At 37.4% G+C, this 20,896-nt stretch carries 17 protein-coding genes and 1 riboswitch; of the genes, 8 read left to right on the forward strand and 9 right to left on the reverse strand.

Going from position 1 to position 20,896, the window contains the following annotated elements; genetic code table 11:
- Nucleotides 1-98: 98 nt before the first annotated feature.
- From CNQ82_RS00950 to CNQ82_RS00965, 4 genes are all read left to right on the forward strand, one after another.
- Complete coding sequence (locus CNQ82_RS00950; RefSeq protein ID WP_123143668.1) at nucleotides 99-1,271, forward strand: trans-sulfuration enzyme family protein; 1,173 nt, start codon at nucleotides 99-101, stop codon at nucleotides 1,269-1,271.
- Nucleotides 1,225-3,066, forward strand: coding sequence for a bifunctional homocysteine S-methyltransferase/methylenetetrahydrofolate reductase (locus tag CNQ82_RS00955; protein ID WP_123143669.1), 1,842 nt, complete (start codon nucleotides 1,225-1,227; stop codon nucleotides 3,064-3,066). Before CNQ82_RS00950 ends, CNQ82_RS00955 begins: the two co-directional genes overlap by 47 nt.
- On the forward strand, nucleotides 3,063-5,306 hold the full coding sequence (metE, locus tag CNQ82_RS00960; protein WP_123143670.1) for a 5-methyltetrahydropteroyltriglutamate--homocysteine S-methyltransferase: 2,244 nt from the start codon (nucleotides 3,063-3,065) through the stop codon (nucleotides 5,304-5,306). The genes CNQ82_RS00955 and metE overlap by 4 nt, the downstream gene beginning before the upstream one ends.
- A gap of 123 nt (nucleotides 5,307-5,429) precedes the next feature.
- Entirely contained in the window at nucleotides 5,430-6,182 is a 753-nt protein-coding gene (locus CNQ82_RS00965; RefSeq protein WP_164711982.1) for a cyclase family protein, read from the forward strand.
- A gap of 461 nt (nucleotides 6,183-6,643) precedes the next feature.
- On the opposite strand, the gene CNQ82_RS00970 is transcribed toward CNQ82_RS00965, so the two are convergent.
- The 9 genes from CNQ82_RS00970 to rpmH all read right to left on the reverse strand — a co-directional run bounded on the left by CNQ82_RS00970 (nucleotide 6,644) and on the right by rpmH (nucleotide 15,798).
- Nucleotides 6,644-7,804, reverse strand: coding sequence for an aminotransferase class I/II-fold pyridoxal phosphate-dependent enzyme (locus CNQ82_RS00970; protein ID WP_123143672.1), 1,161 nt, complete (start codon nucleotides 7,802-7,804; stop codon nucleotides 6,644-6,646).
- Nucleotides 7,805-7,901: 97 nt separating this feature from the next.
- Nucleotides 7,902-8,013, reverse strand: a riboswitch (SAM riboswitch).
- 111 nt (nucleotides 8,014-8,124) lie between these two features.
- Complete coding sequence (locus CNQ82_RS00975; RefSeq protein ID WP_123143673.1) at nucleotides 8,125-9,078, reverse strand: hypothetical protein; 954 nt, start codon at nucleotides 9,076-9,078, stop codon at nucleotides 8,125-8,127.
- 13 nt (nucleotides 9,079-9,091) lie between these two features.
- Nucleotides 9,092-10,021, reverse strand: a complete 930-nt coding sequence (locus CNQ82_RS00980; RefSeq protein ID WP_123143674.1) for a hypothetical protein — start codon at nucleotides 10,019-10,021, stop codon at nucleotides 9,092-9,094.
- A 135-nt stretch (nucleotides 10,022-10,156) separates the two neighbouring features.
- Entirely contained in the window at nucleotides 10,157-10,999 is an 843-nt protein-coding gene (noc, locus tag CNQ82_RS00985; protein ID WP_123143675.1) for a nucleoid occlusion protein, read from the reverse strand.
- 46 nt (nucleotides 11,000-11,045) lie between these two features.
- Nucleotides 11,046-11,768 carry a 16S rRNA (guanine(527)-N(7))-methyltransferase RsmG gene (gene rsmG / locus CNQ82_RS00990; protein ID WP_123143676.1) on the reverse strand — a complete coding sequence of 241 codons (723 nt, stop codon included), beginning with the start codon at nucleotides 11,766-11,768 and terminating at the stop codon, nucleotides 11,046-11,048.
- On the reverse strand, nucleotides 11,769-13,643 hold the full coding sequence (mnmG, locus tag CNQ82_RS00995) for a tRNA uridine-5-carboxymethylaminomethyl(34) synthesis enzyme MnmG (RefSeq protein ID WP_123143677.1): 1,875 nt from the start codon (nucleotides 13,641-13,643) through the stop codon (nucleotides 11,769-11,771). It abuts the gene before it with no gap.
- Nucleotides 13,644-13,658: 15 nt separating this feature from the next.
- Nucleotides 13,659-15,038: a tRNA uridine-5-carboxymethylaminomethyl(34) synthesis GTPase MnmE gene (mnmE, locus tag CNQ82_RS01000; RefSeq protein WP_164711983.1), complete on the reverse strand. Its 1,380-nt coding sequence runs from the start codon at nucleotides 15,036-15,038 to the stop codon at nucleotides 13,659-13,661.
- A 132-nt stretch (nucleotides 15,039-15,170) separates the two neighbouring features.
- Nucleotides 15,171-15,518: a ribonuclease P protein component gene (gene rnpA, locus CNQ82_RS01005; protein WP_123145609.1), complete on the reverse strand. Its 348-nt coding sequence runs from the start codon at nucleotides 15,516-15,518 to the stop codon at nucleotides 15,171-15,173.
- A 142-nt stretch (nucleotides 15,519-15,660) separates the two neighbouring features.
- On the reverse strand, nucleotides 15,661-15,798 hold the full coding sequence (rpmH, locus tag CNQ82_RS01010; RefSeq protein WP_000240855.1) for a 50S ribosomal protein L34: 138 nt from the start codon (nucleotides 15,796-15,798) through the stop codon (nucleotides 15,661-15,663).
- 642 nt (nucleotides 15,799-16,440) lie between these two features.
- Between rpmH and dnaA the strand changes: the two genes are divergently transcribed.
- The 4 genes from dnaA to recF all read left to right on the forward strand — a co-directional run bounded on the left by dnaA (nucleotide 16,441) and on the right by recF (nucleotide 20,893).
- Entirely contained in the window at nucleotides 16,441-17,802 is a 1,362-nt protein-coding gene (dnaA, locus tag CNQ82_RS01015; protein WP_123143679.1) for a chromosomal replication initiator protein DnaA, read from the forward strand.
- 258 nt (nucleotides 17,803-18,060) lie between these two features.
- Nucleotides 18,061-19,197: a DNA polymerase III subunit beta gene (gene dnaN / locus CNQ82_RS01020; protein ID WP_095102357.1), complete on the forward strand. Its 1,137-nt coding sequence runs from the start codon at nucleotides 18,061-18,063 to the stop codon at nucleotides 19,195-19,197.
- A 377-nt stretch (nucleotides 19,198-19,574) separates the two neighbouring features.
- Nucleotides 19,575-19,784: a S4 domain-containing protein YaaA gene (gene yaaA, locus CNQ82_RS01025; protein WP_371685364.1), complete on the forward strand. Its 210-nt coding sequence runs from the start codon at nucleotides 19,575-19,577 to the stop codon at nucleotides 19,782-19,784.
- Complete coding sequence (gene recF, locus CNQ82_RS01030; protein WP_123143680.1) at nucleotides 19,781-20,893, forward strand: DNA replication/repair protein RecF; 1,113 nt, start codon at nucleotides 19,781-19,783, stop codon at nucleotides 20,891-20,893. The genes yaaA and recF overlap by 4 nt, the downstream gene beginning before the upstream one ends.
- Nucleotides 20,894-20,896 lie beyond the last annotated feature (3 nt).

The following is a 20,896-nucleotide window of genomic DNA, read 5'->3' on the forward strand; positions in this document are numbered from 1 at the left end:
TAAAGGACGGAAGCTTTTTTTCGTGGTCAGCTTTCCTCCTTAGTTCCAGAACTTCCGCAGCCAAAAGCAATCTCAATAACTAAAGGAGTGTTTATTCTATGTCACTATCATCAGAAACAAATTTAATCAAGCATCACCAATTCCCGCATATCTTAGCAGCCAATCCGCCATTATACGATTCATCAACTTTTCCGACAGAATTAATCGGTTCAGAAGTTGCTTATGACTACGCCAGATCAGGTCATCCGAATCGTGAAGTATTAGAAGAAAAAATTGCAGCGCTTGAAGGTGCAGATTACGGCATCGCCTACAATTCCGGCATCGGCGCAATTTCAGCAGTTTTCTTTTTACTAGAAAGCGGAGACCATCTCATTATACCGAATGACGTTTATGGCGGAACTTATCGCTTATGTACACAGTTCTTACCAGGGTTGAACATCGAAGTAACTACAGTCGATACTACTAATCCTGCAGAAGTAGAGAAAGCGATTAAAGATAATACGAAACTAATTCATATTGAAACACCATCTAATCCATTATTTAAAGTGACAGACATCCAAGCGATTGCAGATGTAGCGAAAGCGCACAACTTGCTGCTTTCAGTAGACAACACTTTCTTAACACCTTTATCACAGAAACCTTTAGAATTAGGCGCTGATATTGTCAGTCACAGTGCTACTAAATTCTTAAGTGGCCACAGCGATCTAATCGCAGGCATCGTGGTAACGAACAATGCGGAAGTCGCAGAACAATTAAGATTTATCCAAAATACGTTAGGCAGCGGTTTATCAGCACAAGATAGCTGGACGCTGACAAAACACCTTAAAACATTGCATGTACGTTGGAATCAATCCGTACACAATACACAAAAAATTGTTGAATTCTTAAAATCTCGTCCGGAAATTACCGAAGTTTATTACCCAGGAAATGATGAAATCAATCAAAAGCAAGCTGAAAATGGCGGTGCAGTTTTAAGTTTCCGCTTAAGCGATCCTGAAAAAGTGCCCGAATTCGCAAAGGCTCTGAAAATACCTCAAATTGCAGTCAGCTTAGGCGGTATTCAAACAATTGTTTCTCATCCAGCTACAATGTCTCACGCTTCAGTTCCTGAAGATGTACGCAATGAACGCGGCATTACCTTCGACTTACTGAGATTAAGTGTTGGATTAGAAGACCCTGACGAATTGATTGCAGATTTTGAAGCAGCATTGGAGGAAGCATACTATGAACCGATTTCTACAAACTTTGAAAGAGAACGTCTTAGTAGCTGACGGTGCAATAGGAACGATTCTTTACTCCGAAGGGATCGATACTTGTCCCGAAGCTTATAACCTGACACACCCGCATAAAATTGAACGGATTCATCGTTCTTACATTCAAGCAGGCGCAGATGTCATCCAAACCAATACGTATGGCGCTAATTTTGAGAAGCTCCAAACATTCGGCTTGGAACATCGCGTGAAAGATATCACTCGTGCTGGCGTCAGAATTGCGAAGAAAGCCGCTGACGAAGATACCTTCATTTTAGGAACGGTAGGTGGATTTAAAGGTGTACAGCAGAATGAATTATCTTTATCTACCATTCTTTATCATACAGATATCCAAATCGAAACTTTAATCGATGAAGGGGTAGACGCCCTGCTATTTGAAACGTATTATGATTTGAATGAACTCTTGCAAGTCATCAGGGCAACCAAGAAAAAGTACGATATTCCAGTTATCGCACAACTTACCGCTTCCAACACGAATTACTTGCAAGACGGCACTGAAATTAATGAAGCCTTGAAACAAGTAGAAGCGGAAGGCGCAGATGTAATCGGATTGAATTGTCATCATGGTCCACACCATATGCAGCAATCCTTTACTCATATCGAACTTCCGCAACATGCCTTATTATCGTGCTATCCGAATGCGAGTTTGCTAGACTTTGAAAATTCTTCAATTAAATATAGCGATAATGCCACTTATTTCGGCAAAGTCGCAAAGTCACTCGTCAAAGAAGGCGTACACTTGATCGGCGGTTGTTGCGGCACTACACCCGAACATATTCATTACATTAAAGAAGCGGTAGAAGGGTTAAAACCGATTAATGAGAAGAAAGTGATTCCTATCAGACGCAAGAGCAATCACCCTTCCATTCCGGTTCGCAAAGACAATCTGACAACGAAAGTGAAAGCAGGTCCTACCGTTATTGTAGAACTTGATACACCGAAACATTTAGATACTACGAAATTCTTTGCTAATGTGACGAAGCTTGATAAAGCAAAGGTAGATGCGATTACCTTAGCCGACAATTCATTAGCAACAGTGCGGGTCAGCAATATCGCTGCAGCCAGCATTATTAAACAAAACTATAATATTGAACCTTTAGTACACATCACTTGCCGAGACAGGAACTTGATCGGGCTGCAATCCCACTTATTAGGTTTATCACTATTGGGCATCAACGAAATTCTGGCTATTACCGGTGATCCTTCAAAGGTAGGTCATCTGCCAGGCGCTACAAATGTTTATGATGTGAATTCCAAAGGATTGACTGAACTAGCTGTCCGCTTCAACCAAGGCTTGAACATCGACGGCGGCGCTTTGAAAACGACTACCAACTTCAACATTGCAGGAGCCTTCAACCCGAATGTCCGCAAGATGGAAGCAGCCGTACGACGTTTGGATAAGAAAGTCGACAGCGGAATGAATTATTTTATTACACAGCCTGTATACACGGTAGAAAGGATTCAAGAAATTGCTGAAAAGACAGCACATTTAGATGCCCCTTTCTTCATCGGTATTATGCCGATTACCAGTTACAGAAACGCACAATTTTTACACAATGAAGTACCAGGCATTACCTTACCTGAAGAAATACTAGAGGAATTTGAAGCGGTTCAACATGATAAGCAAAAAACAAAAGAACTCAGCTTAAAAATTTGCAGAGAGCTAGTAGATGAAGTAACCAAACACTTTAATGGTTTATATCTCATCACCCCATTTGAACAAGTTGATTATTCATTAGAACTTGCAACTTATTTTAAATCTAAAACTGAAAGTAACCAGGAGGCAATAATATGACAATTAAAACAGCTAATATCGGATTCCCACGTTTAGGACGCAAAAGAGAATGGAAGAAAGCCATCGAAAGTTATTGGGCAGGCAAAACAAATTATGATGAATTAACAGCAACACTTAACGATTTGCATAAAGAAAATTTACTCTTACAAAAAAACTATAACATCGACAGTGTACCAGTCGGAGATTTCTCATTATACGATCACGTACTGGATACATCATTATTATTCAACATCATTCCAGAACGTTTCCAAGGTCAAGAAGTAAACGACGATTTATTATTTGATATCGCTCGCGGTACGAAAGATCATGTCGCTAGTGCCTTAATTAAATGGTTCAACACAAACTATCACTACATCGTACCTGAATGGGACCATGCAGAACCTAAATTAAATCGCAATGTTTTACTTGAAAGATTCCAATTCGCACAACAATTAAATGTGCCAGCACATCCAGTTATCTTAGGACCAGTGTCATTCGTACAATTATCACGTGGCGGCGAACAATCATTTGAGGAAAAGGTAGAAACATTATTGCCGCTTTACAAAGAAGTTTTACAATCATTAGTAGATGCAGGTGCTGAATATATCCAAATCGATGAACCTGTATTAGTCACTGACAACGCTAAAGATTTAGAAGACATTACACATCACGTTTACGATTACTTTGATAAAGCAGGTTTAGGCGACAAATTAGTCATCCAAACTTACTTCGAACATGTAGATTTAGAGTTTGTAAACAGCTTGCCAGTTAAAGGCTTAGGCTTAGACTTCGTACATGATCGCGGTGTCAACTTACAACAAATCAGAGATGGCAAATTATCTAAAGACAAAGCCTTATACGCAGGTATTGTAGACGGTCGTAATGTATGGGCTGCAGACATCGAAGTGAAGAAAGATTTGATCGAAGAATTACAACAATTTACAGACGAGTTAGTCATCCAACCGTCTTCTTCTTTACTCCATGTTCCAGTTTCTTTAGATGATGAAGTGCTAGATGAAACAATTGAAGAAGGTTTAAGCTTCGCTACTGAAAAATTAGATGAGTTAGATGCTTTAAAACGTCTTATCAACGATGGAGATACAGAAAAATACGATCAATTGAAAGCACAATACGAACGTTTCCAAAATCAAGCATTCAAAAACCTTGAATATGATTTCGACAGCGTACGTACCAATCGTGAATCAGCATTCCCTGAACGTAAGAGAGTACAAGATGCACGCTTGAAATTACCAGAGCTGCCAACAACAACAATCGGTTCATTCCCACAAACTAAAGAAGTACGTAAGAAACGTGCAGATTGGAAAAACCACCGCATCAGCGATGAAGAGTATAATCAATTCTTGCGTGATGAAATCGCACGTTGGATTCAAATCCAAGAAGATATCGGTTTAGATGTGTTTGTACACGGTGAATTCGAACGTAACGACATGGTTGAATTCTTCGGTGAAAGACTGCAAGGCTTCTTAGTTACAAAATTCGGATGGGTACAATCTTACGGTTCTCGTGCGGTCAAGCCGCCAGTAATCTACGGAGACGTTAAATGGACGAAACCAATTACAGTAGAAGAAACAGCATACGCACAAAGTTTAACAGACCACCCTGTAAAAGGAATGCTGACAGGTCCGGTTACCATCTTGAACTGGTCATTCGAACGCGTAGATATTCCACGCCAAGAAGTTCAAGATCAAATCGCTTTAGCTATCAACGAAGAAGTATTAGCATTAGAAGACGCTGGCATTAAAATTATCCAAGTAGACGAACCAGCATTGCGTGAAGGCTTACCGCTTCGCAAAGAATACCATGAAGAGTACTTGAAACAAGCGTTGCGCTCATTCCGCTTAGCTACGTCTTCTGTGGCGGATGCTACGCAAATCCATACACATATGTGTTATTCTCAATTCGGCGAAATCATTCATACTATCCACGATTTAGATGCAGATGTGATTTCAATCGAAACATCTCGCAGCCATGGTGCACTAATTAAAGACTTCGAGGATATTACGTATGATTTAGGTATCGGATTAGGTGTTTATGATATTCACAGCCCACGTATCCCGACTGAAGAAGAAATTACAGTAGCTATCAATCGTGGACTACAAGAAATCGACCGTTCATTATTCTGGGTTAACCCAGACTGCGGCTTGAAAACACGTAACGAAGATCAAGTAAAAGAAGCATTATCTGTCTTAGTATCAGCAGTTAAAAAATTACGTCACGAACAAGGTCAAGAAACAGCATAAACCAATAAATATTGAGCATGGTAATACATGATTAGGCCTCTCCTTCCCCTAATCATGTTGCCAACTCAATGTAAAGTATTACTATTTTTTTAATAACAACAATGCAGTTGCAGCGAGGTGTTTATCATGAGTTATCCTTTATGGGATCAGCTGAAAACTTTGAAAGAAAATAAATGGGTCGATTTGACACATACATTTGATTCAAAGAGTCCACATTTCAGCGCTTTAGAAGAAGCATATATCGATACAATCAGTACAGTACCTGAAGATGGATTTTTCGTACAAAGATGGAGTGTTGCAACGCAATATGGCACACATATTGATGCTCCTATCCACTTTGTAGAACATAAACGCTATTTGCACGAGCTCGATTTAAAAGAATTAGTATTGCCCCTCATCGTGCTCGACTATTCTAAAGAGGTAGCCGAAAATTCTGATTTCCGTCTTACACGTGAAGATTTATTGAACTGGGAAGAGGCACATGGCCGTATCGAACCTGATTCATTCGTTGCGTTCCGCAGTGACTGGTCGAAACGTTGGCCGAACGTTGAACAATTCGAGAATAAAGATGCTGAAGGCAATCCTCACTCTCCAGGATGGGCATTAGATGCATTACAATTCTTACTTGAAGAACGTGGTGTGACTTCCATAGGTCATGAGACATTTGATACTGATGCCTCTGTTGATGTCGCAAAACACGGCGACTTAATCGGCGAACGTTATGTCTTAGGACAAGATACTTTCCAAATTGAACTATTAACAAACCTTGATCAACTCCCTGAAAGAGGTGCGGTAATTTATACAATCAGCCCTAAACCCGCAGATGCTCCCGGATTCCCTGTCCGAGCATTTGCTATCACTCCAGATAAGCAATAATGGACACGCGATCATCCATTATAAGCAGCCATTATGAGTGAACTTAATATGTTGGCTACATGCCCTGGGTCCACAGGAATTGGGGCATGAATCGCCACTGTTCTTAAACCCGATTAAGAACATCTTTTCATTATCCGGTATACATCTTCACCCGATAGGGATGTATACTGAAATTCATTTTATTGCCAGTTCCCGATAAACGGCAATAACCTAACTCCTTTTACTAATTATAAAAAGAAGACACTGGATATCAGGCAGCACCTCCCACCACCCCGTGAGTGTTGAAGCCTGATATCCAGTGTTCTATTTTGGAAAAGTTTATATATTAAATAAAAAAGAGAGGCGAAACAACTTTACGTTGACTCGCCTCTCTTTTTTCCGTTGTACTTTTGTAACTTCTTACAATTATAATATGCGTATGAATCGCTTAAAACGTAATTCTGTTTGATCTTAATTTACAGTTATTTTTTATACATAGTGCTAAGTGATTTCAACCGCTTCGCCGCTTCATCTAATTGTTCATCATCTAATGCAAGGGAGACACGCACATAATGATTGCCATTTTCGCCAAATGGAATGCCTGGCGCAACTAATATAGACTGATCTTGTAATAGGAATTCCACAAATTGTTCCCCAGTATAGCCTTCAGGTGTCTTTAACCATAAGAAAATACCACCTGTCATAGGTTCATATGGAATAGCGCCTTCATCTAAAATGGCTGTGAAGCGGTCTCGACGTTTTCTGAACACTTCGCTTTGTTGTTCTAAAAAATCATCATAATTATTTAAAGCAAAGGTAGCAGCATCTTGTAATGCGCCGAACATACCTGCATGGTGATGCGTATGATACTTTTTCAATGCTTGAATAACTTCTTTATTCCCTACCGCAAACCCAACACGATAGCCTGACATATTATAGCCTTTAGACAGAGAGTAGACTTCTATAGCTACATCTTTTCCATCTTTTGACTGCAAGATACTCGGGTTCTTATGATCAAATCCAAAGGCTGCATAAGCAAAATCATGTACAATTTTAGTTTGTGTTCCTTTGAATTTTTGAACCGCTTCATCGAACACTTCTTGTGTCACTGTGGAACCTGTTGGATTATTCGGATACGTTAAATAGATGAGCTTCGTTTGTTTCAAGACATCCTCAGGTACTTTATCCCAATCCGGCTGGTAATTCGGTGGATCTAACTCCAATGCATAGGGATGTGCATCTGCAAATAAGACACCTGCCAGATAATCAGTGTAGCCAGGGTCAGGCAGCAGCACATAATCTTCTGGGTTTACAATACAGTTCGGTAAGCCTACCAGACCGTTTTTAGTGCCGTATAAGATACATACTTCATCATCTTTATCTAATTCAACACCATATTGACGTTGATAAAAATCGACAATCGCTTGTTTGAATGTTTCTTTACCATGGAACGCTCCATATTTCTGGTTTTCAGGAACACGCAAAGCATTCGCAAATTCATCGACAATTCCTTTGGGTGTTTCTCCATCCGGAATACCTACTGCCATGTTGATAAGTGCAAGCGGTCCGTGTTCGATTTTTCTTCCCATTGTTTTTCCAAAGTAACTATCCGGTATCTTCTCTAATCTTCTTGACATCACCATTCATAGTCCCCCTTTTATTTATGATAGATACGTCATACTTTTTTCAAAAAAAGCTATATGTCACTGCATAAGCAACATATAGCCGACTATGTATATGCACCTATCTTTCAAGTTGTACTTGTTGGATGAAGCACAGTGAGGTCAGTCTCAATAACCTTCTGTTGCTGAAGCTTCATAGGGCCAATTCCCTCTGCTTCTCTTAATAAGTCTGATTAATATAATTAACGTTTCTTATTGTACTAAAAATTCTGACATTTATCAATTATAGGAGTAATACGCAAAAACTCCACAGCATAGTAAGCTGCAGAGTCTTATAGATATTATTCAGGTTGTCCTTTTGCATCAAATTTTTCTACTGAACCATCTGAGTTAACGATATACGAACCTGCAAGGTTGCCAGACTTATCAACAAATGAGAAGCCCCACTTGCCGTCTTCTAATTGTTCAGGTTCTTTATACGTATAAGTACTTGTATCTAACTTGTGCCCTTCGTAATCTTCCACTTTATCGATGACGTTATCACGTGTCACTGTGCCGCCTGAATTCGTGCTTTGTTTAGCATCACTATCACTATCCGAGTTAGCGGCTGACTTACTACTTGTCCCTACTTCAGGGGTTTCACTAACCGAAGTCATGTTTGCCACTTTTGAAAAGTTTGGATTATCCATATATTTTTCATACAAATCTTTAAGATTATAAATCGCACCATAATCTAGTAATTGTTGATACGTATTTGTTCCTTTTTCAGGCATGATAATAATTTGTGAATCTGTCATAGCCATCATTGTGAGATAGTTGCCTTTTGATTCATAAGACTCATAAACATCCATATTAGAAGGCTGGCCTGGTACTTGTCCATCAAATGTTCTTTGGAATTTAATATGTTGGATTGATTCTTGTCCCCTATCAAGCCCATCCCATTTCACATAACTATGGTTTAATAATTCTTCTGCAGAAACGGTTGTTTCTGCAGACTTTGAATGTTCCACTGCAAACATTGCGAGTACAATCTTATCTTTGTTAGTGAGTTGATTAAAACTTTTGGTATTACTAGAATTATCAGATGATTTCTCTGATTCGGAATTATCTTTTTCACTATTCTTTTCTGATAATCCTTCTTTATTGTTTTGTTTTTCAGAAGTTTTGTTATCTTTGTGCTTTGTTTCTTGTTGAGTGTCTTCTTTGCTGTCTGATGATTTATGGTCACTGTGCCCACATCCTGAAAGGAAGAGAGCCAAAGTTGCAGAAGCAGCAAACAAATACTTCAATTTCATCTGAGGTGCCCTCCTATTCTGGTTGTCCTTTTGCATCAAATTTTTCTACGGAGCCATCTGAATTAACAATATATGAACCTGCGAGGTTGCCAGACTTATCAACAAATGAAAAGCCCCAGCTTCCATCGCCCTTTTGTTCAGGTTCTTTATACGTATAAGTGCTCGTATCTAGCTTGTGACCTTCGTAGTCTTCCACTTTATCGATTACATTAGCACGAGTTACTTTTTCTCCAGAATCTGATGAGCTACTTTCGCTGTCACTGCTTGAATTATCCTCTTTTGGTGCAGGTTCAGCTGATTCTCTAAAGGTAATAAGATTTGCTACTTGTTGGAAATTTCGGTCTTTATATTGATTATAAAGATCTTTCACATCATATAATCCACCTATATTTACTAGCTGTTGATACGGATTAATCCCTTGTGTGCCTGAAATCAATACTTGTGTATCACTCACACCAATAACAACAACTGAAGCCGCTTTAGAATCATTTGAATAATAAAAAGTCATATTTTGAGGTGCGTTTGGAATATATTGAGGTACATTATCAACTTTAGATAATTTTAATTGTTGAATCGTACGCTGGATGTTTCCTCCATTTCCGTTTTGCACATAACTATGATTCAATAACTCGCTAGGAGTAACTGTAAACTCAGCTGATTTTGGTGCATATAATGCTAAAGCGACCTTTTCTTGAGGTGTAAGTTGGCTTACAGGTTTAACATTTGAGTGTGATTCTTTTTTTGATTCAGAATTTTCATTAGTTTGGTTTTTAGTAGTTGAGCTTGATGTTGATTTTTCATCTTTTTTCTCAGTCTTTTGATTATCGTCTTTTTTAGACTTCTCTTCATGCTTAGTATCATTGTCCGCTTTCTCTTGTGAACCGCATCCTGCTAATAAAATAGATAGAGCTGCTGTAGCTGAAAATAAATATTTAAGTTTCATGTTAGTCTTTCTCCCCTTTTATTGATAGTTAGCATACAACCTTATTATATATAAAAGGGTGGACGTATTGTGTACTTCCGTTTAATTTTTTTAAAATAAATATAAAAAAGTCACTCGCCTAATAGTGAATGACTTTTATCGTTTATAAACTTTAATTTTTATTTCTAAATAATCATCGTGGTCACGTTCTTTTTGTTCCACATGGATACCGCTTTGTTCTATTTTGTCCAAACTGTTTTGAAGTGTTTCGCGTGCGTTCGTTAAATCCTTAGCGAACTGAAATGGCTGAGCTTTGACTTTCTCAGGACCGACCATTGACTTAACTCTTGCTTCTGTTTGTTTCACGTTCAAATGTTGATCCACAATGGTTTGAACCATGTCTTCTTGCTGCTCAAAAGACAAACTGAGTAACGCTCTCGCATGACGTTCAGTGATTTTACCTTCTGAAAGTTTCTGTTTCGCTTTAGGTGCAAGTTTCAACAAACGCAGCTTATTAGCAATAAAGCTTTGGCTTTTACCGACACTTTGGGCTAATTCACTTTGCGTTGTATCACCAAGTTCTAATAGCTTTTGATATGCTTCAGCTTCTTCAACAGCTGATAAATTTTCACGTTGAATATTTTCAATCAGTGCCACGACAGCAGTTTCTTCATCTGTCATTTCGCGAATAATAACATCTGCATATGCCATCTGATTTGCATTTAATGCACGAAAACGTCGTTCGCCCGCAATGATTTCAAACATACCTTCTTCAATTGGTCGCACAACGATGGGTTGAAGCAGTCCATGTTCTTGAATTGATTCAGCAAGTTCATTGATTTTGTTTGGATCAAAAACTTGTCTTGGCTGATAACGATTCGGTACAATGCGCTCTATTTGAATGGATTCAACGTTATTCTTACGTTCTTCTTCTGTGTAGCCTGTGAGATCTTCATCTTTATTTGTTAAACCGAATAGTTTAGAAAAAGGCTTCTTCATAGTCCATTCTCTCCCTCTAAATATACTTATATAGTAATATTTATTTTTATTTTAGTAAAGGAGATTTATTAGGCGTACCCGCTTTACGTGGATATTTTTTCGGTGTTTTACTACGCTTTGCAATAATAATCATTTGGCGTTCACCTGCATCACCAGGTAATTCAAATGTTTCAACCGCTTCTACTCTTCCACCGAACACACCAATACCAAATCGAGCTTCCTCTAATTCTTCTTCACCTTTAGCAGATTTCATCGCAATAAAGTGACCGCCTGTCTTCACTAACGGCAAGCATAGTTCGCTTAAGACTGAAAGACGCGCTACAGCACGTGCTGTAACAATATCATAAGACTCCCGGTTGTCTCCTCTGAAGTTGCCAAAATTCTCTGCACGTTCATGAACAAAACTGACACCGCGCAAATCTAAAGCATCAGCAAGATGATTTAAGAATTGAATACGTTTATTTAAAGAATCTACAATCGTCACTTTTAATTGCGGAAAAACAATTTTTAAAGGAATACTTGGGAAGCCGGCACCTGCGCCGACATCACAAATACTCAATTCTTGATTCATATCCATGAAAAATGCTGCAGTGATGGAGTCATAAAAGTGCTTTAAATAAACGCCTTCTTCATCAGTAATGCTTGTTAAGTTCATCTTTTCATTCCACTCTACAAGCTTTTCATAGTAAGTTTGAAACTGCTGTTTTTGTGTATCACTTAATGTTATGTCATGTTCTTCAAGCTTCTCAGCCAGCCATTCAACATTCATCTATTTCACCCTTTCAAGTTTTCCTTGTTCTAAATATACAAGTAAAATTGAAATATCAGCAGGATTAACACCTGAAATACGTGAAGCTTGTGCAATATTCAATGGTTTGACTTCAGCTAATTTTTCTCTTGCTTCACTTGCTAAGCTGTCAATTTTACTATAGTCCAAATCATGTGGAATTTTTTTCTGTTCCATACGTTTTACTTTTTCAACTTGTTGCAATGATTTATTGATATAACCTTCGTATTTCGTTTGAATTTCTACTTGTTCTTCAACATCTGGAGAAATTTGATGTTTTTCTTCTAAGATATCTAAAATAGCTTGATAATCCATTTCCGGACGGCGTAGTAATTCAATTGCTAGAATGCCGTCTTTAAGTGGTGAACCGTTATGAGCTTTGATGACTTCTTGTGTATGCTCATTAGGTTTAATACGAACGTTAGCCAAGCGTTCTTTTTCCGCTTCAATTTGATCTCGTTTCGCATTGAAACGTGCGTAACGTTCATCTGAAATTAAACCGATTTCATGACCTAAGTCAGTTAAACGTAAGTCTGCATTGTCGTGGCGCAATAATAAACGATATTCGGCACGTGAAGTTAATAAACGATAAGGTTCGTTTGTACCTTTAGTGACAAGGTCATCAATTAGTACGCCGATATAGGCATCTGAACGGCTTAAGACTACTTCGTTTTCTCCGAGCACTCTGCCGGCAGCATTAATACCTGCCATAATACCTTGACCAGCCGCTTCTTCATAGCCTGAAGTACCGTTAATTTGACCAGCTGTATATAAGTTTTTAATTTTCTTAGTTTCTAATGTCGGCCATAATTGAGTCGGTACAATCGCATCATATTCAATTGCATAGCCTGCACGCATCATATCTGCTTTTTCTAAACCTTCTATAGTTTGAAGCATTTCGCGTTGTACATGTTCAGGCAAGCTTGTTGATAAGCCTTGAACATAAACTTCGTTAGTATCGCGGCCTTCAGGTTCTAAGAACAATTGATGACGCGGTTTATCGTTGAAACGTACATATTTATCTTCAATTGAAGGGCAATAACGTGGGCCAGTACCTTTAATCATACCTGAATACATTGCAGATAAATGTAAATTATCATCAATTACTTGGTGTGTTTTAGCATTCGTATAAGTCAACCAGCAAGGAAGTTGGTCTAAAATATATTCAGTTGTGTCGAAACTGAATGCACGGCCTACATCATCACCTGGTTGAATTTCTGTTTTGCTGTAATCAATCGTTTTAGCGTTTACACGTGGCGGTGTTCCAGTTTTGAAACGTACAATGTCAAAGCCAAGTTCGCGTAAGTTGTCTGCTAAAGTAACAGATGGTAATTGATGGTTAGGACCGCTTGAATATTTCAAGTTTCCTAAAATGATTTCTCCGCGTAAGAACGTACCAGTAGTAATCACCACTGCTTGTGCACGGTATTCTGTACCGATATTCGTACGTACACCTTTAATTTCATCATCTTCAATGATTAAATCGTCTACCATACCTTGCATCAGATGCAAGTTCTCTTCATCTTCTAACACGCGTTTCATTTCTTTTTGATATAACACTTTATCCGCTTGGGCTCTCAATGCGCGGACAGCAGGACCTTTACCTGTGTTCAACATACGCATTTGAATATGTGTTCTATCAATTGTTTTAGCCATTTGACCGCCAAGTGCATCAATTTCACGTACTACAATACCTTTGGCCGGTCCGCCTACTGATGGATTACATGGCATAAACCCAACATTATCTAAATTAATTGTCAGCATTAAAGTTTTAGCACCACGTCTTGCAGAAGCTAAACCTGCTTCAATTCCTGCATGTCCAGCACCGATGACAATTACATCATAATCCAAACTCATTTTTTGACCTCCTTATTATTTTCCGAGACAGAACTGACTGAACAATTGATCAATCAATTCGTCGCTTGCACTTTCTCCGATAATTTCTCCTAATATTTGCCAAGTTCTTGTTAAGTCAATTTGTACCATATCCATAGGCACACCCGCTTCAGCTGCATCTATTGCATCTTGAATCGCGTTTCTGGCTTGTTTCAACAATGAGATATGACGTGAATTAGAAACATAAGTCATATCTTGGTTCTGTACTTCTCCGCCAAAGAATAAATCGCGAATTTGCTCTTCCAATTGATCGATACCTTCTTGTTTCAACATAGAAGTTTCAATTACTGGCATATCACCGACCATCGCTTTAACTTCCTCTAAATCTAAATGCTGTTCAAGATCAGTTTTATTCACAATAATAATAGCGTCTTCATTTTTAATCACTTCATATAATTTACGGTCTTCTTCTGTCAGTGACTCGTTATAGTTAAGTACAAATAAGATTAAATCAGCCTCGCTTAATGCTTTGCGTGAGCGTTCTACACCGATTTTTTCTACAATATCTTCAGTTTCACGAATACCCGCTGTATCAACTAAACGTAATGGTACGCCGCGTACATTGACGTATTCTTCTAAGACGTCCCTCGTAGTACCAGCAACTTCTGTAACAATCGCTTTATTATCTTGAATTAAATTATTAAGCATAGAAGACTTGCCTACGTTCGGCTTACCTACAATTACTGTAGATAATCCCTCTCGCATAATCTTACCTTGAGTTCCAGTAGCTAACAGTTTCTCAATATCTGCTTTAATTTCTTTAGACTGCTTTAATAAGAACTCAGTTGTCGCATCTTCCACATCATCATATTCTGGATAATCAATATTCACTTCAACTTGAGCTAAGATTTCCAAAATCGATTGACGTTGACGTTTAATCATATCACTTAAACGACCTTCAATTTGATTCATCGCAACTTTAGACGCCCGGTCAGTCTTAGAACGAATAAAGTCCATTACTGCTTCAGCTTGAGATAAATCAATTCTGCCATTTAAGAATGCACGTTTTGTATATTCACCAGGCTCGGCTAATCTTGCGCCATATGACATCGTCAATTCTAAAATATGGTTGATAGTTAAAATACCGCCGTGACAGTTAATTTCAACAATATCTTCTCTGGTGAATGTTTTCGGTGCCCGCAGCACAGATACCATAACTTCTTCCACTACTTCATTCGTTTCCGGATTTACGATATGCCCATAATTAATAGTATGAGATTCAACCTCGGCTAACGGTTTCTTTCCTTTATATAATTTATCCGTAATTTCGACAGCTTCTTTACCTGAAAGTCTGACGATTCCGATTGCGCCCTCACCCATTGGAGTAGAAATGCTTGTAATCGTATCTAAATCCATCATGCTGCTTCGCCTCCTCTGCTTAATTTTCTAACTCTATAATTGTAAAGACTTTTGTTGTAAATTGCTACATATGTGTTCTAATTCCTTTAAGTTAGTCTTACGTTTGTCTTACCTAAGACTTCGGTTAGTCTACTTTATTCTCTTATTGAATAATTTTGCAATTTTCAACACGTGTTCTAAACTCTTTTGAATTTCTAATGTCGTCATATTTTTAGCAGGATGTCTCGCAATAACGATTATATTTCTAGGCAATATATCATTTTTATGTACTTTAAAATTTTCTCTGATTGCCCTTTTAATACGATTGCGTGTAACCGCATTACCCAACTTCTTTGAAACACTAATACCTAATTTGAAATGAGTCAATCCCTTGTCCGGTATCATATAAATAACAAACTGACGATTTGCTACGGATTTTCCTCTTCTATATATCATTTGGAAATCGCTGTTCTTCTTAATACGGTATGGTTTTTCCACTTCCATCACTCACTTATATATTCTTATTTACTCCCCTACCCTGCTGCTCACCTGCAGTGCAAGGAATGCACCTTAAAGGTTCCAACTTAGCCTTCTTTTTAGGATTTAAAGCAAAAAAAAGACCACTGATAGGTCAGTGATCTTATGCTGATAAAACTTTACGGCCTTTACGACGACGACGCGCTAATACTTTACGGCCGTTTTTAGTGCTCATGCGTTTTCTGAAACCATGAACTTTACTGTGTTTACGTTTATTTGGTTGATAAGTACGTTTTACCATGTAAAAACACCTCCATATTGATTCTTCTTTTCATTTATAGTCGCTTTCTCACATTTACATTAATGAGATTTCTTGGAAAAAGATCTGCATCTTCAGCCTATTTACATATAACTGAGATATTACAGACTTTCCGCCAAGCTGCTCCGTATGAATCTACGGTGTCGTTGAGAGGTCAGAACTCGCTGAAAGTTCCTCCTCGCTTAGTTAAATTAATAAATATCTTAGTCATAATTCAAGCAACTACTAAAATATAACAAATTCAACCTTATAAAGCAAGTACATTTTAAGTGTCATCTCTCAATAAAGTTATCCACTTATACACAATATAAACGTGACATTCTGTGGATAAATATGTTACGATACACAGACTCTTACACATAAAACCAACATATCCACATAGGTTTGACAGAAAATAATGTTAATAAGTATAATTATGTGGATAAGTCCTGTAAACTTTGCTAGGACTCTATTTATTACGTTTATTTATTAACATTTTCCTTGTGGTTAATTACGCTGCATGAAAAGTTATCCACCGATTGTGATTAACTTGTGGATAATTATTAACATGCTGTGTATTGGATTATCCACTGGATGTGATTTTGTGAATAAGTCTAAAAAAATTTATAGAAAGATGGAGTTTATATGTCAAAAAAAGAAATTTGGGACAAAGTTCTGGAATTGGCAAAAAGTGAATTGACCCCGATCAGCTATAATACTTGGTTCGATCCTCCGAAAACAGAGTTGATCGATATTCAAGAAAATACAGCACTTATTTTGGTTGAATCAAATTTTGTTCAAGATTTTCTGAAAAAGCAATACACAGATATCGTGGCAGATTTATTCGAAAAAGCTATCGGAACTAAATTGATGCCTAATTTTGTGATTGAAGAAGATTTAACTTCTGACAAACAACTTAAAGATTCTGCTAAAGCAAAAACTGAATCTAAACCCGATGTACAACCGCTTCAAAACACTAGCGAAGACCAATTCAATGTACATAATACGTTCGAAACTTTTGTCATCGGTCCCGGCAACCGCTTCCCGCATGCTGCAAGTTTGGCAGTAGCCGAAGCACCGGCCAAAGCTTACAATCCACTTTTTATTTATGGTGGTGTTGGTTTAGGAAAAACCCATTTGATGCATGCTATCGGTCATTATGTTTTAGAAAATAATCATGATGCCAAAGTCATTTATACATCAAGTGAGAAATTCACGAATGAATTCATTAAATCTATTCGTGACAATGAAACCGAGCAATTCCGCGAAAAATATCGTAATATCGATGTGCTGCTCATTGATGATATTCAATTCATTCAAAACAAAGAACAGACACAAGAAGAATTTTTCCATACCTTTAATGATTTACATCAAACCGGAAAACAAATTGTGATTTCCAGTGATCGTCCACCTAAAGAAATTGCAAAATTGGAAGACCGCCTGCGTTCACGCTTTGAATGGGGCTTAATTGTAGATATTACGCCACCAGATTACGAAACAAGAATGGCCATTCTTCAGAAGAAATTAGAAGAAGAAGATGTGGATATTCCACTCGAATCACTCACTTATATCGCCAACCAAATTCAATCCAACATTCGTGAATTAGAAGGCGCGCTCACTCGTGTAATCGCCTATTCAAGATTGCAAAATGAATCGATTACCACCGAGCTGACTGCTGAAGCATTGAAAGATATTATCCAAACTCCAAAATCTAAAAAAATAACAATTCAAGATATTCAAAAAGTGGTAGGTCAATACTATAACGTGCGACTTGAAGACTTTGCTGCTAAAAAACGTACTAAATCAATTGCCTATCCAAGACAAATAGCAATGTATCTCTCTCGAGAGTTAACTGATTTTTCACTTCCGAAAATCGGAGAAGAATTCGGTGGTCGTGATCATACAACTGTGATTCATGCACATATGAAGATTCAAACAGATATGTCGGAAGACCCTATTTTTAAACAAGAAGTAGAAAATTTAGAAAAAGAAATACGAAATCAGTAAACATTAAGAATGATTTACTAAGGAAATCGGGTAAAATGGAGTGGAAATGTAAAACTGTTATATTACAGAAGCTGAAAAACAAATTGGGGATAATATGAAAAAGTTATACACACCATACACAGTTTATCCACATGTGTATAACTTAGCACATCAAGGTTTTCTCGAGTTATCCACTAATCCACAGCCCCTACTACTATTACTACGATTTTAAAACCTATATAATTAATTTATAAACGACTGGAAGGAGTTTAATAAATCATGATGGAATTCACGATTCAAAGAGACTATTTCATAAACCAATTAAACGACACATTAAAAGCCATTTCACCAAGAACAACTTTACCGATTTTAACAGGTATTAAAATTGACGCTAAAGAAGATGGCATCGTTCTTACAGGATCAGATTCAGAAATATCAATTGAAATTTCAATACCTAAACAAGTAGATGGCGAAGAGATTGTCACTATTTCAGAAACAGGTTCAGTAGTACTTCCTGGTCGTTTCTTTGTAGATATTATTAAAAAATTACCAGGAAAAGATGTTAAGCTTTCAACAAATGCACAATTCCAAACTTTAATTACTTCAGGACATTCAGAATTTAATTTAAGCGGCTTAGATCCAGATCAATATCCTTTATTACCGCAAGTTTCCCAAGATGATGCAATTCAATTACCAATCAAAGTCTTGAAAAACGTCATTGCACAAACTAACTTCGCTGTGTCCACCTCAGAAACACGGCCAGTTTTAACTGGTGTGAACTGGTTGATTCAAGATAATGAATTAATATGCACTGCTACAGATTCACATCGCTTAGCTGTAAGAAAACTAAAATTAGAAGATGAGGATATTGAAAATAAAAATGTCATCATTCCTGGTAAGGCATTAGCCGAGCTAAATAAAATCGTTTCTGATTCAGAAGATGACATTAATATTTTCTTTGCATCTAACCAAGTATTATTCAAAGTTGGCCATATTAATTTCATATCACGTCTGCTTGAAGGACATTATCCAGATACTTCACGCTTGTTCCCTGAGAATTACGAAACAAAAATCGAAATGAGCAATAGTGATTTCTATCACGCGATTGATCGTGCTTCTTTACTTGCACGTGAAGGCGGCAATAACGTAATTAAATTAAGCACTGGCAATGAAGAAGTTGAACTTTCTTCTACTTCTCCTGAAATCGGTACTGTAAAAGAAGAAGTTAATGCAAATGAAGTTGAAGGCAGCAACTTGAAAATCTCTTTCAACTCTAAATACATGATGGACGCACTTAAAGCAATCGATAGTGATGAAGTTGATGTAGAGTTCTTCGGAACAATGAAACCTTTCACTTTAAAACCAAAAGATGACGATTCAGTCGTGCAATTAATTCTTCCAATCAGAACTTACTAAATTCGTAAAAATAAAAGGTGACACCATTAAAAAATAAGCGGAAACCCTCTTTGGGTTTCCGCTTATTTTAATTTCACCTGAATCATTTTCAAATTTTACTCAGAAATCAATTTTAAAGTATCTCAGACTTCACAGAACGTTCTTGATTTATTTATTGGATAAAATAGTCATCTTTAAATTAAAAAACGCTGACGGCTTTTAAAATGCAAAATATAAATCAGAACCTTGTAAATTCTACATTTTCTATAAAAAGTTGAATAATATAAGCGAAACTGCCTAGAAACTAGCCTCTAATACATGAAATTTACGACAAAAAAAGGTATAATATATTAATGACCTTATAAAGAAATGGAGTGAGTAATTTGGTTGAAAAAATCATGGTTGAAGGTGAAATTACTTTAGGACAATTTTTAAAAACTGAAGGAATTATTGAATCTGGCGGACAAGCAAAATGGTTCTTAAAAGAATTTGATGTGTATCTGAATGGTGAACGCGAAACACGTCGCGGCAAAAAACTAGAAGAAGGCGATCAAATTGATATTCCGGAAGTTGGTTCGTTTGTAATTGCTCAACAAGGTGACCAATGAAACTAACTTCACTCCAGCTTGAAAATTATAGAAATTATGAAGAAGTTGTGCTGGATTGCCATCCTGATGTCAATATTCTAATCGGCGAAAATGCGCAAGGAAAGACCAACTTATTAGAATCAATTTACACGCTTGCTCTTGCTAAAAGTCATCGTACTTCAAACGACAAAGAGCTCATACGTTTTAATGCTGAATATGCTAAAATAGAAGGTGAGCTGAGTTATAGACACGGGAAAATGCCTTTAACGATGTTTATAACTAAAAAAGGCAAGAAGGTTAAAGTGAATCACTTAGAACAACATCGTCTGACTCAGTATGTCGGACACTTGAATGTTGTTCTTTTTGCCCCAGAGGACTTAAATATCGTAAAGGGTTCGCCACAAGTGCGTCGACGTTTTATTGATATGGAACTGGGACAGATTTCAGCAGTCTATTTAAACGACTTGTCGCAATATCAGCGTATTTTGAAGCAAAAAAATAATTATTTAAAGCAGATGCAGATGAATCAAAAGACTGATCGTACAATGCTAGAAGTCTTAAATCAGCAATTTGCAGAGTACGCGTTGAAAATTACGTTGAAGCGTGCACACTTCATCAATGAATTAGAAACTCTCGCTAAGCCGATTCATTCCAGTATTACTGATGAACGCGAAACTTTGGATTTGGATTATTGGCCAAGTTTGAAGCTTTCGGAAGAAACTGATGAAGCAAAGCTTTATGAAGAGGTACAACAGCTTTTACAAGACAACATGGAACGTGAAATAGAACGCGGTGTGGCTTTGTACGGTCCCCATCGTGACGATTTAGGTTTTAAAGTTAACGGTATGGATGCACAAACATACGGCTCACAAGGTCAGCAACGTACAACTGCGCTATCTATCAAGTTAGCTGAAATCGAATTAATTAATATCGAAGTGGGTGAATACCCTATCTTATTATTGGATGACGTATTAAGTGAATTAGACGACTCCCGTCAGACTCACCTGTTGAGTACCATTCAAGATAAGGTGCAGACATTTGTGACAACCACATCTGTCGAAGGGATTGACCATGAAATAATGAAACACGCTAAACTTTACCGAATCAATCAAGGTGAAATTATCAAGTAATAG

The organism is Staphylococcus debuckii (assembly GCF_003718735.1).
Lineage (GTDB): Bacteria > Bacillota > Bacilli > Staphylococcales > Staphylococcaceae > Staphylococcus > Staphylococcus debuckii.